General features: G+C 52.3%; 13 protein-coding genes and 1 pseudogene. 5 read left to right on the top strand and 9 right to left on the bottom strand.

What is annotated here, in order from left to right; all coding sequences use genetic code 11:
* Window positions 1-5: 5 nt before the first annotated feature.
* Window positions 6-817, top strand: a pseudogene (miaE, locus tag ACLJRS_RS15335) (tRNA isopentenyl-2-thiomethyl-A-37 hydroxylase MiaE).
* Between the two features lie 233 nt (window positions 818-1,050).
* On the opposite strand, the gene ACLJRS_RS15340 reads toward miaE, so the two are convergent.
* Both ACLJRS_RS15340 and ACLJRS_RS15345 read right to left on the bottom strand, forming a co-directional pair.
* The gene (locus tag ACLJRS_RS15340) at window positions 1,051-1,539 is read right to left on the bottom strand and encodes a DUF3617 domain-containing protein (RefSeq protein WP_000826193.1); all 489 of its coding nucleotides are present in this window, start codon (window positions 1,537-1,539) and stop codon (window positions 1,051-1,053) included.
* 106 nt (window positions 1,540-1,645) lie between these two features.
* Complete coding sequence (locus ACLJRS_RS15345; RefSeq protein ID WP_001519079.1) at window positions 1,646-2,149, bottom strand: GNAT family N-acetyltransferase; 504 nt, start codon at window positions 2,147-2,149, stop codon at window positions 1,646-1,648.
* Window positions 2,150-2,343: 194 nt separating this feature from the next.
* On the opposite strand from ACLJRS_RS15345, the gene ACLJRS_RS15350 reads away from it, so the two are divergent.
* Window positions 2,344-3,531, top strand: coding sequence for a YjgN family protein (locus ACLJRS_RS15350; protein ID WP_001066973.1), 1,188 nt, complete (start codon window positions 2,344-2,346; stop codon window positions 3,529-3,531).
* 141 nt (window positions 3,532-3,672) lie between these two features.
* Here ACLJRS_RS15350 and ACLJRS_RS15355 read toward each other — a convergent pair whose 3' ends face one another.
* The 3 genes from ACLJRS_RS15355 to pepA all read right to left on the bottom strand — a co-directional run bounded on the left by ACLJRS_RS15355 (window position 3,673) and on the right by pepA (window position 8,619).
* Window positions 3,673-6,528, bottom strand: a complete 2,856-nt coding sequence (locus tag ACLJRS_RS15355; RefSeq protein WP_000416334.1) for a valine--tRNA ligase — start codon at window positions 6,526-6,528, stop codon at window positions 3,673-3,675.
* On the bottom strand, window positions 6,528-6,971 hold the full coding sequence (gene holC, locus ACLJRS_RS15360; RefSeq protein WP_001523689.1) for a DNA polymerase III subunit chi: 444 nt from the start codon (window positions 6,969-6,971) through the stop codon (window positions 6,528-6,530). Before holC ends, ACLJRS_RS15355 begins: the two co-directional genes overlap by 1 nt.
* A gap of 136 nt (window positions 6,972-7,107) precedes the next feature.
* The gene (pepA, locus tag ACLJRS_RS15365; protein ID WP_000397158.1) at window positions 7,108-8,619 is read right to left on the bottom strand and encodes a leucyl aminopeptidase; all 1,512 of its coding nucleotides are present in this window, start codon (window positions 8,617-8,619) and stop codon (window positions 7,108-7,110) included.
* Window positions 8,620-8,899: 280 nt separating this feature from the next.
* On the opposite strand from pepA, the gene ACLJRS_RS15370 reads away from it, so the two are divergent.
* The 3 genes from ACLJRS_RS15370 (at window position 8,900) to lptG (ending at window position 11,196) form a co-directional block, all read left to right on the top strand.
* Entirely contained in the window at window positions 8,900-8,950 is a 51-nt protein-coding gene (locus ACLJRS_RS15370) for a hypothetical protein (protein ID WP_212724070.1), read from the top strand.
* A gap of 63 nt (window positions 8,951-9,013) precedes the next feature.
* The gene (lptF, locus tag ACLJRS_RS15375; protein ID WP_000584132.1) at window positions 9,014-10,114 is read left to right on the top strand and encodes an LPS export ABC transporter permease LptF; all 1,101 of its coding nucleotides are present in this window, start codon (window positions 9,014-9,016) and stop codon (window positions 10,112-10,114) included.
* Window positions 10,114-11,196, top strand: coding sequence for an LPS export ABC transporter permease LptG (gene lptG / locus ACLJRS_RS15380; RefSeq protein ID WP_001182242.1), 1,083 nt, complete (start codon window positions 10,114-10,116; stop codon window positions 11,194-11,196). Before lptF ends, lptG begins: the two co-directional genes overlap by 1 nt.
* A gap of 217 nt (window positions 11,197-11,413) precedes the next feature.
* On the opposite strand, the gene ACLJRS_RS15385 is transcribed toward lptG, so the two are convergent.
* The 4 genes from ACLJRS_RS15385 to idnD form a co-directional block, all read right to left on the bottom strand.
* Complete coding sequence (locus ACLJRS_RS15385; protein ID WP_001244061.1) at window positions 11,414-12,412, bottom strand: LacI family DNA-binding transcriptional regulator; 999 nt, start codon at window positions 12,410-12,412, stop codon at window positions 11,414-11,416.
* A 63-nt stretch (window positions 12,413-12,475) separates the two neighbouring features.
* Window positions 12,476-13,795 carry a gnt-II system L-idonate transporter gene (gene idnT / locus ACLJRS_RS15390; protein ID WP_001128356.1) on the bottom strand — a complete coding sequence of 440 codons (1,320 nt, stop codon included), beginning with the start codon at window positions 13,793-13,795 and terminating at the stop codon, window positions 12,476-12,478.
* Between the two features lie 61 nt (window positions 13,796-13,856).
* Complete coding sequence (idnO, locus tag ACLJRS_RS15395; RefSeq protein ID WP_000998688.1) at window positions 13,857-14,621, bottom strand: gluconate 5-dehydrogenase; 765 nt, start codon at window positions 14,619-14,621, stop codon at window positions 13,857-13,859.
* Window positions 14,622-14,645: 24 nt separating this feature from the next.
* A complete protein-coding gene (idnD, locus tag ACLJRS_RS15400) occupies window positions 14,646-15,677 on the bottom strand; it encodes an L-idonate 5-dehydrogenase (RefSeq protein ID WP_000453350.1) in 1,032 nt (343 codons plus the stop codon).
* Between the last annotated feature and the right edge of the window lie 143 nt (window positions 15,678-15,820).

Here is a 15,820-nt window from a genome sequence, read left to right on the forward strand (position 1 = left end):
ATAGTATGACGGTACGGCAGCGTCTGCTGTCGTATTTTTTTACAGGTTACGTATGAATTACCCGCAAATACTCTCTCCGGTGCTTAATTTCCTGCATTGCCCGACGCCGCAGGCGTGGATTGTCCAGGCCCGCGATCCGCAAAATCTTCCTCTTCTGCTTACCGATCACCTGATCTGCGAACTGAAGGCTGCGCAAACCGCGTTGCTGTTGGTGCGTAAATATGTCGCCGATAAATCGGGCGCTGACGCGCTGCTCGCCTGGCTGCAACCTTACGAGGCGTTCGCGTTTCGTCAGGGGCCGGAGCCGGATTTTGTTGCCCTGCATAAACAGATTAGCAAAAGCGCCATGCCGCAAACTGATGACCCCTGGGGTCGTCAGCTTATCGACCGTATGGTGTTATTGATTAAAGAGGAGTTGCACCATTTTTGGCAGGTACGCGAGGTCATGCAGGCCAGAAACATTCCTTATGTGAAAATCACCGCCAGCCGCTACGCGAAAGGAATGTTGAAAGCGGTACGCACGCACGAACCGCTCACCTTAATTGATAAGCTGATTTGCGGGGCGTACATTGAAGCCCGCTCCTGCGAACGTTTTGCCGCTCTGGCGCCCTGGCTGGATGAGGATTTACAGACGTTTTATCTCTCGCTTCTGCGCTCCGAAGCGCGGCATTATCAGGATTACCTGGCGCTGGCGCAGCAGATTTCCGCCGAGGACATTTCTGCGCGCGTGCGCTATTTTGGCGAGGTAGAAGCTGACCTTATCTTGTCGCCAGACCGCGAGTTTCGTTTTCATAGCGGCGTGCCAGCCGCCGGATAAAGGGTAAAATTAAAGATTAGCGTTTTTATCTTTTACGCTGTCGCCACCTGCGTGGTCATCCGCCCGACATCAAACTGCTGGCGAGCAGAAAAAGTCATTTTCATGATATTCTGTCCTGAGTAAAGCCTGCCCTGCGGCAGGCAAAAAGAACTCACTCAGTGTTATATTCCCGAAAGGTGACCGTGAACAATGCCATTTTTGCATCATCACTACGGGTTCTTGTGTTGAAATACTTACTGTTTCACGCCTTTTGACGCTTCAGAGCAGGTCTTGCCAACAAAGGTTTGTTTAATTTTGTTGATGGAGGTTGTTTTATTACCTCCTGCATCGACATCCGATTTCATGGTCATCGCAAATTCTGTATCGCTTATTTTCGTCGTTTCTACAATAGAGTGCGATTTGACATCAGGATTATTACACACAGTCTCATTGATCAGTTTGGTATCCGTACTTTCTACAAATGTTGTCGTGCAACCGCCTGCACTGGTAGAAAAACCCTTCACCATTTTTTTAGAATCTTCAGACATTTTAGGGGTATAACACATAAGCGTCGCTATGCCCGAATTTTTTTCATCCATTAATACTTCTTTTGTATCTGGATTGATGGTGCGCATTTCTATATTTTCCATTTTCCATTCGCCGGGCTGTATATCTAATGCATATACATTAGAGATACTAATAAACATAGCGGGGAAAACAATTGCTGATAATAGGCGTTTCATTTATAACTTCCTTGAATAATAAGTGATTCCCGGATAACAGGATGTTTCCGGGATTACTTATATCAGCAAAAATAATACCTGGCGAGGATAAATAAACGCCTGGCTTTCAGAGATCCTTTAACATCCTCACTTCGCAATCGACATGTCCGGTGCAGCCGAGCGGTTCGCTAATATGTTCAAATCCTAAACGTTCGTATAGCGCAATCGCCTCGCGTAAAAAAGCCGTTGTTTCCAGATAGCAGCGTTTAAAACCCTGTTCACGGGCATGATCCAGCGCCATTAGCGCCAGCTTTTTCGCCAGCCCCTGACCACGAATCACCGGTAAAAAATACATTTTTTGCAGTTCACAAATGTCTGGTTCGCTACAGGATAACGGCGCCACGCCGCCGCCGCCCACCACACAACCGTTTTGCTCTACCACCCAGTAGGCCGCGCCCGGTTGGCTATAAACCTGATACAGCTCATCCAGATTGGGGTCGGCAACGGTATAACCTTTATCGGCGGTAAGTCCGTATTCCGCTGAAACCTGACGGATGACACGGGCAATAGCGGCATTGTCAGCGGTAGTGATTCGGCGCACCGTGAGCGTTGGCGAGGCGACATTATTCATAATATGGCTCAATTTTTAAAATTTATTTATAGATTACTTTAATACCACCGTCTTGAGTTACGCGCAAGGAGATCCTGAATCAGACAAAATAAAAGGCGGAAAAATTAAACAAAAATAGTATCGTAGTCAAATCAGTAACAATTTACTGGTTTTTATTATTAATTCTAATAGATTGTAATTCAGGGATATGATTCATGAATAACGTTATCAGTAGTAAAGATAACCATAATCACACGTTGGTGTTTACAGGCAAGGGCGGAAAGTATTTTGTTATTTGCCTTGTGAATTTCTTGTTGACGTGTATCACGTTGGGAATCTATGCGCCGTGGGCGATGGTGAAATGTCGACGTTATATTTATACTAATATGACGCTAAACAATCAGCCTTTTGCTTACAAAGCCACGGGCGGCGCATTATTTATTAGTGTGTTGTTAGTTTTTATTATTTATATTGTTAGCTTCTCTCTTATTGAACACGGTCATCCCGGTCTCGGTTTTACGCTATTCGGCTTATTAATTGCGATTATTCCTTTTATGGCGGTGAAAGGATTACAGTATCAGGCGATGATGACTTCGCTTAATGGCGTACATTTTGGATTCCAGTGTTCCATGCGGCGCGCCTGGTGGTACATGTTCGCTCTCCCGGTACTCCTGATGGTGGCGCTTTATATTGTTCTTTACATTATCTCACTGGTAACCATCGCCGTCGGCGGTTTAGTGTTCAATATCGTTTTTCTCGGTTTGCTGGCTATTATTGGGATAGGGGTCATTAACGGTATTACCTACAGCAAATGGATGACCTTGTTTGGCAATGGCGCAAACTTTGGCATTCATCGTTTCTCGATTCAGGTTAATGTTAAAACGTGCATCAGAGGGTGCGTGTTGGCAATGTTGACCCTTTTCCCTTTTGCTGTCGTGATTGGTTATCTAATCGCGCCGGTGTTCACCGACATGATTCTTTTGAGTATGATGGGGAATGCGCAGGCAGGAGGGGCGCTTATTCTGCAATATTATGGCCAGATAATGGCATGTTATTTCCTCTATTTTCTCGCGATTATTGTGGTAACCAGTTACTTATATGTGGCGTTACGCAACCTGTTTTTAAACAATTTGTCACTGGCGAACGATTCGATTCGTTTTCATTCCTCTGTCACTGCACACGGTATGCTGTGGCGGTTACTGGTGGTGTTTGTGATTTCCGGCGTGACCTTAGGGCTGGCTTATCCGTGGTTGAAAATTTGGCTGGTGAGCTGGCTGGCGCAGAATACACAGGTCCAGGGCGATCTGGATTCGCTTGAGTTAACCAATGATGAGAAGCCGCTGGAAAACAGCCTGCTAATGTGGATTTCTCGTGGCATCATGCCTTACTTCCCGTTTATCTGATGTAAAAAGGCCGACGTTTACGTCGGCCCATAATTCATGTTGTCGGATGGCGGCGTGAATGCCTTATCCGGCCTACCGATCGCGCCATTTCAATAAGCGAACGTGTAGGCCTGGTAAGCGAAGCGCCATCAGGCTTTCAGATTACAGCGCGCTAATAACCGCCTGCTGCTCAATCAGCTTCGCTTTTGCTTCTGCATAGCCTTCCAGCTTCTCACGCTCTTTGGCAATGACCGCTTCCGGCGCGCGAGCAACGAAACCTTCGTTGGACAGCTTGCCTTCGATACGGGCAATCTCACCTTCGATTTTTGCCACTTCTTTCGCCAGACGCGCCAGCTCATCGTCTTTGTTGATGAGGCCAGCCATCGGGATCAGCAGTTCAGCGCCGTCGATGATTTTGGTCACGGAAACCGGGCCTTTGTCATCGGCTGGCAGCACGGTGATGCTTTCCAGACGCGCCAGGGTTTGCAGGAAGCTACGGTTGTCGTTAACACGACGAACGGCTTCTTCACTACAGCCGCGCAGCAGCAGTTCCAGCGGTTTGCCCGGGGCGATGTTCATTTCCGCACGAATGTTACGTACCGCAACGATCGCCTGCTTCAGCCACTCGGTATCGGCCAACGCGGCTTCATCCACCTGTGCGGCGTTATATTCCGGGAACGGCTGCAGCATGATGGTGTCGGCAGTAATACCGCAAATGACCTTCACACGCTGCCAGATGGTTTCGGTGATGAACGGAATGATCGGGTGCGCCAGGCGCAGCAGACCTTCCAGTACGGTGACCAGCGTATTGCGGGTACCGCGCAGTTCAGACTCGGAACCCCCGGTCATCACCGGCTTGGTCAGCTCCAGATACCAGTCGCAGAACTGGTTCCAGGTGAATTCATACAGAATGCCCGCGGCGATATCGAAGCGGAAGCTGTCCAGCGCGTCGCGGTAGGCTTTAACGGTCTGGTTGAATTCCGCCAGGATCCAGCGGTCCGCCAGCGACAGCGTCATTTCGCCGCCGTTGAAGCCGCAATCCTGCTCTTCGGTGTTCATCAGCACAAAGCGGCTGGCGTTCCACAGCTTGTTACAGAAGTTACGGTAACCTTCCAGACGCTTCATATCCCAGTTGATGTCGCGGCCGGTCGAGGCCAGCGCCGCCAGGGTGAAGCGCAGCGCATCAGTGCCGTGCGGCTCAATGCCGTTCGGGAACTGCTTCTCGGTACGCTTGCGAATTTTCTCCGCCATCTGCGGCTGCATCATATTGCCAGTGCGTTTTTCCAGCAGTTCCGGCAGGGAGATGCCGTCCACCATATCCAGCGGGTCGATAACGTTACCCTTGGATTTGGACATCTTCTGGCCTTCGTCGTCGCGAATCAGACCGGTCATGTAGACGGTATGGAACGGCACCTGCGGCTTGCCGTTTTCATCTTTGATGAAGTGCATGGTCATCATGATCATGCGGGCAATCCAGAAGAAGATGATGTCGAAGCCGGAAACCATCACGCTGGTCGGGTGGAACTGACGCAGGGCGTCGGTGTTTTCCGGCCAGCCGAGGGTAGAGAAAGTCCACAGCGCGGAGGAGAACCAGGTATCGAGAACGTCTTCGTCCTGACGAAGCTGAACGTCGGCGCCGAGGTTATTTTCCTGACGCACTTCTTCTTCGGTACGGCCAACGTAGACGTTGCCGTCGTTGTCATACCATGCCGGGATACGGTGACCCCACCACAGCTGACGAGAGATACACCAGTCCTGGATATCACGCATCCAGGAGAAGTACATGTTTTCGTACTGCTTCGGCACGAACTGAATGTCGCCGTTCTCAACCGCTTCCACCGCCGGTTTCGCCAGCACGTCAGCACGGACGTACCACTGGTCGGTCAGCATCGGTTCGATAACCACGCCGCCACGGTCGCCGTAAGGGACGGTCAGATCGTGCGGTTTAATTTCTTCCAGCAGGCCCAGCGCGTCGACGGCAGCGACGATGGCCTTACGGGCAGCAAAGCGTTCCAGCTTTTGGAACTCAGCCGGAATCTCGCTGGAGTAAACGTCGGATTCCTCACCTTTGGTATCGAACACTTCCGCGCTTTCGCGAATGTCGCCGTCAAAGGTCAGGATGTTGATCATCGGCAGGGCGTGACGTTTCCCGACTTCATAGTCGTTAAAGTCGTGCGCCGGGGTGATTTTTACGCAGCCGGTGCCTTTTTCCATATCGGCGTGTTCGTCGCCAACGATTGGAATGCGGCGGTTAACCAGCGGCAGAATAACGAATTTGCCAATCAGATCTTTATAACGCGGATCTTCCGGGTTCACGGCCACGCCGGTATCGCCCAGTACGGTTTCCGGACGGGTGGTGGCGACAACCAGGTAATCTTTACCGTCTGCGGTTTTCGCGCCGTCGGCAAGCGGATAGCGGATGTGCCACATCGAGCCTTTGGACTCGCGGTTTTCCACTTCCAGGTCAGAGATGGCGGTACGCAGTTTCGGGTCCCAGTTCACCAGGCGTTTGCCACGGTAAATCAGGTCTTCTTTGTACAGGCGGACAAAGACTTCTTTCACGGCATTGGAAAGACCTTCGTCCATGGTGAAGCGCTCGCGCTCCCAGTCAACGGAGTTGCCGAGACGGCGCATCTGACGGGTAATGGTGCCGCCGGATTCCGCTTTCCACTGCCAGATTTTGTCGATAAACGCATCGCGGCCGTAGTCGTGACGGGTTTTACCTTCTTCAGCGGCAATCTTGCGCTCAACCACCATCTGGGTGGCGATCCCGGCGTGGTCGGTGCCGACCTGCCACAGGGTGTTTTTACCCTGCATACGCTGGTAACGGATCATGGTATCCATGATGGTTTGCTGGAAAGCATGTCCCATATGCAAACTGCCGGTGACGTTCGGCGGCGGGATCATGATGCAGAAGGACTCTTTGCTTTCGTCGCCGTTAGGCTTGAAATAGCCCTGCTTTTCCCAGTGCTCGTAAAGCGGCTGTTCGATATCTTGGGGGTTATATGTCTTTTCCATTATTTCCAGGTTGCCGTATTCAGGTTAAAACCAGCCACGCGGTAGGCTTTGTAGCGTTCGCGCGCCAGTTGTTTCAAAGTTTCTTCGTAAGGGACGAAGTCTACCACTTCTGTGAAAGCGGTGGCAAAATCTGCAAAGCTTGTACGCAGGCTGATTAAAATATCGCGCGGGCTGCTGTTGCGTTTTTGCGGCCAGGCGATTTCAACCGGCGCGCCGCCGCGTGGGCCTTCGCCTGCCAGATTGTGCGGGACAAAACTTTCCGCCGGTCTTGCCCACAGCGCTTCATCCAGCCGAATGGCCTGCTTCTCATCTTCGCAGGCGATCAGCACGCGCTTGCCGGCGCGCCAACGTTCTGCGGCAATTTCACACACCAGTTGTTCAACGGCGCTTAAACCGTTGACGGTGGTGTCATTGTCCAGAAGATAGAACGTCGCATTCTTCATATATGGGGCTTCTTGTGGTGGATTTAAATGCGTTGCCATGATGCCTCCCGTAGGCCGGATAAGCGCAGCGCCATCCGGCAAAACGCCTGATGGCGGCGCTAATGCGCCTTATCAGGCCTACGGGGTAATCTCAAACTTACTCTTCGCCGTTAAAGCCCGCACGATTGAGCAGGAACTGCGACAGCAGCGCTACCGGACGACCCGTCGCGCCTTTCGCTTTGCCGGATCGCCAGGCGGTGCCGGCGATATCCAGGTGCGCCCAGTTATACTTACGGGTAAAGCGCGACAGGAAGCAGCCCGCGGTGATAGCGCCGCCAGGACGACCACCAATATTCGCCATATCCGCAAAGTTGGACTCCAGTTGTTCCTGGAACTCATCGCCCAGCGGCAGACGCCACGCGCGGTCGCCCGCTTGCTCGGACGCGCCGATCAGTTCATGCGCCAGCGGGTTATGGTTCGACATCAGACCGGTAATGTGATGGCCCAGCGCAATCACGCAGGCGCCAGTTAGCGTCGCGACGTCAATGACGGCTTCCGGTTCGAAGCGCTCAACGTAGGTCAGCACGTCGCACAGTACCAGACGGCCTTCGGCGTCGGTGTTCAGGACTTCAACGGTTTGACCAGACATGGTGGTCAGCACGTCGCCCGGACGATACGCGCGTCCGCCCGGCATGTTTTCACAGCCCGCCAGTACGCCGATAACGTTAATCGGTAGCTGAAGCTCGGCGACCATACGCATCACGCCGTAAACCGCCGCCGCGCCGCACATGTCGTACTTCATCTCGTCCATCCCTTCAGATGGCTTGATGGAGATGCCGCCGGAGTCGAAGGTCAGGCCTTTACCCACCAGCACGATCGGGCGCGCGTCTTCGGACGGATTGCCCTTGTACTCAATCACCGACATCAGCGATTCATTCTGCGAACCGTGGCCGACCGCCAGATAAGCGTTCATACCCAGTTCGCGCATTTGCTGTTCGCCGATGACGCGGGTGATGACATTTTTGCTGTAGCTGTCAGCCAACTGGCGCGCCTGTGACGCCAGGTAGGCGGCGTTACAGATATTGGGCGGCATGTTGCCGAGATCTTTCGCTGCCTTAATCCCGGCGGCGATGGCCAGACCGTGCTGAATGGCGCGTTCGCCGCTGGTGAGCTCACGGCGGGTCGGCACATTAAAGACCATCTTACGTAGCGGGCGGCGCGGCTCGCTCTTGTTGGTCTTGAGTTGATCAAAGCTATAAAGCGTCTCTTTGGCCGTTTCGACGGCCTGACGCACTTTCCAGTAGTTGTTGCGGCCTTTAACGTGCAGTTCGGTCAGGAAACAGACGGCTTCCATCGAACCAGTATCATTCAGAGTATTTATCGTTTTCTGAATAACCTGCTTATACTGACGTTCATCAAGCTCGCGCTCTTTGCCGCAACCAATGAGGAGGATTCGCTCGGAAAGAACGTTAGGAACATGGTGCAGCAACAGAGTCTGCCCCGGTTTTCCTTCCAGTTCGCCGCGACGCAGCAATGCGCTGATGTATCCGTCGCTAATTTTGTCGAGCTGTTCTGCAATCGGAGAAAGGCGACGCGGTTCAAAGACGCCCACGACAATGCAGGCACTCCGCTGTTTCTCCGGGCTACCGCTTTTTACACTGAACTCCATGCACTATGCTCCTGAATCTTAAAGACAACAGTGGTGGCTACAGCTATACTCGTCGTCTTTCAAGTTGCAGATGCGTTGGCTGCGCCTGCTCACCCCTGTCACTTACCTGATGTAAGCTCCGGGGCTCCACAGTTCTGCCGCCTGCCTGCAACTCGAAATCCATTAGAGTATAGAAATTGAAAGCTTTCGTAACTCATGTCCGCTGTTGCGGTGACTTCGTGTTAATCTTAACGTTATTACGGCATTGGCACGTCAGAACAAGTTCTGAGAGGTGAATCCGCTGAGTATAATGATCTTAGCGATGATTTCGACGACTCAAGAGAATAAATGACGTTTAAGCCATGAAACAAGCTAAATTCCAGCAAAAAAATGGGTTTTTACGGGCGTATTTAAAGTGATAATCATAAGATATCTGGTGCGGGAGACGCTCAAAAGCCAGCTGGCGATACTCTTCATCTTACTTTTGATCTTCTTTTGTCAAAAGTTAGTGAGGATTCTCGGCGCGGCGGTTGACGGCGATATTCCCGCAAATCTGGTGCTCTCGCTTCTGGGGCTGGGCGTACCGGAAATGGCGCAGCTCATCCTGCCTTTAAGCCTGTTCCTGGGGCTGCTGATGACGCTGGGCAAACTGTATACCGAAAGTGAAATTACGGTCATGCACGCCTGTGGGTTGAGCAAAGCCGTGCTGGTAAAGGCCGCCATGGTACTGGCGTTATTTACCGGTATCCTTGCGGCGGTTAACGTGATGTGGGCCGGCCCCTGGTCGTCAAAACACCAGGATGAAGTGCTGGCGGAGGCGAAAGCGAACCCCGGTATGGCGGCGTTGGCGCAGGGGCAATTCCAGCAGGCGACCAACGGCAGCTCGGTGCTGTTTATCGAAAGCGTTGACGGCAGCGACTTCCACGATGTTTTCCTGGCGCAAATTCGCCCTAAGGGCAATGCTCGTCCTTCTGTGGTAGTGGCCGATTCCGGACACCTTACTCAGTTGCGCGATGGTTCCCAGGTTGTCACCTTAAACAAAGGGACGCGTTTTGAAGGGACGGCGTTGCTACGCGATTTTCGCATCACCGACTTCCAGAACTATCAGGCGATTATTGGTCATCAGGCCGTGGCGCTGGACCCGAACGATACCGACCAGATGGACATGCGCACGCTGTGGAATACCGACAACGATCGCGCTCGCGCCGAGCTGCACTGGCGTATCACGTTAGTCTTTACCGTATTTATGATGGCGCTGATGGTCGTGCCGCTCAGCGTGGTGAATCCACGTCAGGGGCGCGTCTTGTCTATGTTGCCCGCTATGCTGCTTTATCTGCTGTTCTTCCTGATCCAGACCTCCATTAAATCGAATGGCGGTAAAGGCAAACTGGATCCGGTTATCTGGATGTGGGCGGTCAACCTGATCTATCTGGCGTTGGCGATTGGTTTAAACCTGTGGGATACGGTGCCGGTCCGCCGTCTGCGTGCCCGTTTTCTGCGTAAAGGAGCGGTATAATGCAGCCATTTGGTGTACTTGACCGCTATATCGGTAAAACCATTTTTACCACCATCATGATGACGTTGTTCATGCTGGTGTCGCTCTCCGGGATCATCAAGTTTGTCGATCAGCTGAAAAAAGCGGGGCAGGGTAACTACGACGCGCTGGGCGCGGGTATGTACACCCTGCTCAGCGTACCTAAGGATATCCAGATCTTCTTTCCTATGGCGGCGCTGCTTGGCGCGCTGCTGGGACTGGGGATGCTGGCGCAGCGTAGCGAACTGGTAGTGATGCAGGCATCGGGTTTCACCCGTATGCAGGTGGCGCTGTCGGTGATGAAAACGGCTATCCCTCTGGTGCTGTTAACCATGGCGATCGGCGAATGGGTCGCCCCGCAGGGCGAGCAGATGGCGCGTAACTATCGTGCGCAGGCGATGTATGGCGGTTCGCTGCTTTCCACCCAGCAAGGTCTGTGGGCGAAAGACGGGAATAACTTTGTCTATATTGAACGGGTGAAGGGCGACGAGGAGCTGGCCGGCATTAGTATTTACGCTTTCAACGATCAGCGTCGTTTGCAGTCGGTGCGTTACGCCGCTTCGGCAAAATTCGACCCGGAGCATAAGGTCTGGCGTTTGTCGCAGGTAGATGAGTCCGATCTGCAAAACCCGAAACAGATCACCGGTTCGCAGACGGTGAGCGGCACCTGGAAAACGAATCTGACGCCGGATAAGTTAGGCGTGGTGGCGCTGGACCCGGATGCGCTTTCCATCAGCGGTCTGCATAACTACGTTAAATATCTGAAGTCGAGCGGACAGGACGCCGGACGTTATCAGCTCAATATGTGGAGTAAAATCTTCCAGCCGCTCTCCGTGGCGGTGATGATGCTGATGGCGCTGTCGTTTATCTTTGGCCCGCTGCGTAGTGTGCCGATGGGCGTGCGCGTGGTGACAGGGATTAGCTTCGGCTTCGTCTTCTACGTCCTCGACCAGATTTTTGGCCCGCTGACGCTGGTATACGGCATTCCGCCGATTGTCGGCGCGCTGCTGCCGAGCGCGTCTTTCTTCCTGATTAGCCTGTGGCTAATGCTGCGTAAGTCGTAATCACAGGCCGCCATCCGGCAATGCAGTAAAGCGCAGTGCCTGATGGCGCTGCGCTTATCAGGCCTACTCCGGACCCGTAGGCCGGATAAGGCGTTAGCGCCGCCATCCGGCAGATAGCATGGTATTCCTCGAATGATGTAGTGCGTAACCTGACGCGTGGCGCTTTTGGCTACGCGTTAAGCTCAGGCAAGCTGCGGGAAAAAGTAGAACAAAAAATTTATAACGTGCTGCCGTGATAAATCTGATAACCCAAATCAATCGTATTATGGTTGAGATCGTTATTTTTAATTTTGTTGAGCAACATCTGCGCGGCTCTGCGCCCGATCTCAAAACGAGGGGTAATTACGCTGGCGAGGCTCGGTATCATTTGCCTGCCCATCTCCAGACCGTGGAAGCCAGCGATGGAGATCTGCTCCGGTACGGCCAGTTGACGCTCTCGGCACCACAGTAGAGCGCCCATTGCGATATCGTCGTTAGTACAAAAGACGCCATCCACGTCCGGGTGCGCAGCAAGCGCATCACGCATTAGCTGTATCCCCAGATGGATAGAGGAGATAGCGCGGGGATTGATGCGCAACGGCGCCAGCCCCCGGCGCGTCATCGCATCGCAGTAGCCGTGATAACGCTGCTCATCACGGATATCGTCTTTTGAACCCAGATAGAGAATTTTCCGCCGCTGGCGTTTATCCAGCATGGTACTGACCATATCAAAGGCGGCCTGACGGTTATCAAATCCCACCTCCATATCTAAGCGATCGCCCTGGATGTCCATAAGTTCTACAATCGGAAGGGTTGCTGAGCGCAGGAATTTGACGGTTCTGAGGGTATGATATTTTTCTGAAAGAATAATGCCGTCGATATTGTAGGACAGTAAATTGATAACGGACTCTTCTTCCGAATCGCGATTGTAATTGTAATTCGCAATGAGAGTTTGGTAGTTATGACCCGACGTTACGGATTCAATCCCGGCAAGAATGTCGGCAAACAACTGGTTCTGAAAAGAGGGGATCAGCACGCCCAGAGTGTAACTTTGCGCGTTTAACAGCATAGCTGGCGCGCGATTTGGTATGTAGTTAATTTCCTCCATGATCTGCGCAATACGCTCGCCGGTTTCCCTGGCGACTTTTTTCGGCGAGCGGATGTAACGGCTCACCGTCATTTTTGTCACGCCAGCAAGCGTAGCGATATCCTGCAAAGAAATTCTGTGATTCCTCATGTTTTCTCCAGTACCGGGGGCGGGAACGTCGCCCCCATGGTTAATTGGGCTGCGGATGATGAATTAATGCAGAACCGCATTCAGCGCCAGTACGCCCAGCAACCCCATGACAGAAATCAATGTTTCCATAACGGTCCAGGTGCGTAGGGTTTCCCCGACGCTAAGATTAAAATACCCTTTAAACAGCCAAAAACCGGGATCGTTAACATGTGATGCAATAACGCTTCCTGCGCCTGTCGCCAGTACCATTAACGCCGGATCGGCGTGGGTTACGTTAATAATCGGCAATACGACGCCCGCTGTGGTTATCGCGGCCACGGTCGCGGAACCTAACGCAATACGCAGCACGGCGGCTACCGTCCAGCACATTAATAACGGAGATAGCGAGGTGCCGGTCATTAATTGCGAGATATATTGGCCCACGCCGCTATCCACCAGCACTTGCTTAAACGCGCCGCCGCCCGCGATGATAAAAACAATCATCGCAATAGCGCCAATGGACTCGCCGACGATATCCATCACCTGCTCAACCGTACGTCCATTGCGTCGGCCCAGCGTAAAAATGGCGATGATAATGGCAATAAACAACGCCACTGCTGGATTACCAATAAATTCGAAGAAAACCCGCACGGCATTCGTTTTTGGCAGCGTGATTTCACATACCGCTGCGATGGCCATCAGAATGACCGGGATCACGGCGGCAAAAATACTGTTCCAGAATGACGGCATCTCCTCTTCACTGAATAGGTGAGGATTAAATAATCCTTCAGGCGGCGCTTTCTCAAAGCGCGCCAGCAATTTTGAAAACAGAGGGCCGGCAACAATCACGGTCGGTATGGTAATGATTAACCCATACAGCAGGGTCGTACCGAGATTTGCCTCAAAAATTGTCGCAATAGCGGTAGGGCCGGGATGCGGCGGCAGGAAGCAGTGCGTAACGGATAAGGCGGCGACCATTGGAACCCCGACATACAGCAATGGCAGTCCCGATGAGGCCACAATCGTAAAAACGAGCGGCAACAGCAGTACGAATCCGACTTCAAAAAACATTGCCAGGCCGACGATAAGCCCGGTGATCACCAGCGCCCATTGCACGCGTTTTTTGCCGAACGTATTAATGAGCGTCGTCGCAATGCGCTGCGCGGCGCCGGTATCGGAAATTAATCTTCCCAGCATCGCGCCAAAACCGAGGATCATGGCGAGTCCGCCCAGAGTACCGCCAATTCCGTTTTGTATGGAGTGCAGGACGTCTTGCGCGCCCATCCCTTCGGCAAATCCCACCACGGCGGCAACCAGAACAAGGGCGATAAAGCCGTTAACTTTAAAGCCAATCATTAAGACCAACAGCAGCGCAACGCCTGCCGCAATAATTATTAATGGCATATTCGTCTCTCTTATTAGCGCCAAAATAGCAGCGCTTACGCGCTGCGTCGTATTTCCCTGCTCAGACGGCAACCAGCATACCGCCATCGACAAACAGCAGATGTCCGTTAACAAAGTCGGAGGCTTTTGACGAGAGAAACACCGCTGCGCCAATAAGCTCCTGGGGATCGCCCCAGCGTGCGGCAGGCGTACGTTTGCATAGCCAGGAGGTGAAGGCTTCATCTTCAACCAGCGCTTTGGTCATCTCCGTTTTGAAGTATCCTGGCGCAATACCGTTGACCTGGATATTATGACGCGCCAGCTCCACGCACATGCCGCGAGTCAGCATCTTCACGGCCCCCTTCGACGCGGCGTATGGCGTAATCGTGTCGCGGCCCAGCTCGCTTTGCATCGAACAGATGTTGATCACTTTTCCTGCCTGCCGCGCCACCATACGGCGCGTAACGGCCTGAGAGACGAGAAAAACCGCGGTCTGATTTACGGCGATGACGTCATTCCACTCCTGTTCGGGAAACTCAGTAAACGGATGACGGCGCTGGATACCGGCGTTATTTATCAGGACGTCAATGACGCCGATATCTTTTTCGATATGTTCAACCGCAGCTTCAATATCCTGTTTATGGGTGACATTAAAGGGAGCGGCAATAGCTTTTATCCCTTCCTGCTGAAGTTTCGTCACGGCTGTTTCGGCGCGCTCCGGGGTGATATCGTTAACAATAATGCGCGCGCCATAGCGACCAAGACCGGTCGCCAGCAAATAACCAATTCCCTGAGCGGCTCCGGTGATAAGGATATTTTTACCTGCCAGTGAAAAAAGATCGTTCATGATAGTGTCCCTTATTTTACTTTCTCAGAAAACGAGCTGAACTTTTGCCGCCTGTGTTTTGTCTCCGGCAAAGATCAGCGCCGCTTCCAGGTCGGTAAATGGATATTCCGCGCTCAGTAACGGCAGCGGATTGATAACGCGGTTGGCAAGCCAGGAAACCGCAGTATTAAATTCGGTAGTAAAGCGGAAAGAGCCTTTCAGCGAGATCTCTTTGCTTATTAGCATCATCATCGGGAAGTTGGGGACTGCGCCGCCCATGCCAACCTGCACCATCATGCCTTTGGCCCGTGTGACTTCCAGACACGTTGAGATAGAGGAAGGATGCCCAGAGACTTCAAAACTGATATCGAAATACCCTTTTTCTGCTTTCCAGTCATCGAGAGAATCATGCTGTGGGTTCACCAGCGTATCCGCGCCCATCTGCCGGGCCAGCGAGAGAGAACGGGTACTGATATCGGCACATACCACTTCCGCCGCGCCCAGCGTTTTTACCGCGCTAACAATCAGGCAGCCGATAGGGCCAACGCCGGAGATAAAGACGCGTTTGCCCTGCAGATCGCCCGCCTCATGAGCCGCATGAATGGCAACCGCCAGCGGCTCGGCAAAGGCCATGGCTTTTTCGTCCGCCTGTTCCGGCCAGGGAATGCACTGAGCGGTATCGACAGCTTTAAATCGGGTAAAACCGCCATCGACATGCGGAAAATACATGGCGCTGCCAAAGAAACGCATTTCAGTACAGTGGTTTTCTTCATGCTGCAGACAGTATTTGCAATGACCGCAAGGCTTCGATGGATTAATTGCTACCGGTTGTCCTTCACGTAATAAATCTGAGTCGCTATGAACGATTTTGCCAATCACTTCATGACCTAAAATCATTGGCGCTTTTACTGTAAAATTGCCGACTTTGCCTTCCTGATAATAATGTAAGTCAGACCCACAAATGCCGCCTCGGGTAATTTGTACGAGTGTTCCTTTATTATTCCATTCAATATTTTGTTCCGTAACGGCAACAGCACGCTTACCCGCAACAACGCAGGATTGAGTTTTTACTTCCATAAATTCCTCACTGGTCAGGTAGTTACCCTGAACGCATTTAAGCGGTTTTATTTGTCACTATTTGTGACTTATGTCACGCTGGAAAATTGTTACACTACAATGTTACGCATAACGTGATGTGCCTTAGAGTTCTTCTCTATGGA

The organism is Salmonella sp. SAL00670 (assembly GCF_046552235.1).
Lineage (GTDB): Bacteria > Pseudomonadota > Gammaproteobacteria > Enterobacterales > Enterobacteriaceae > Salmonella > Salmonella enterica.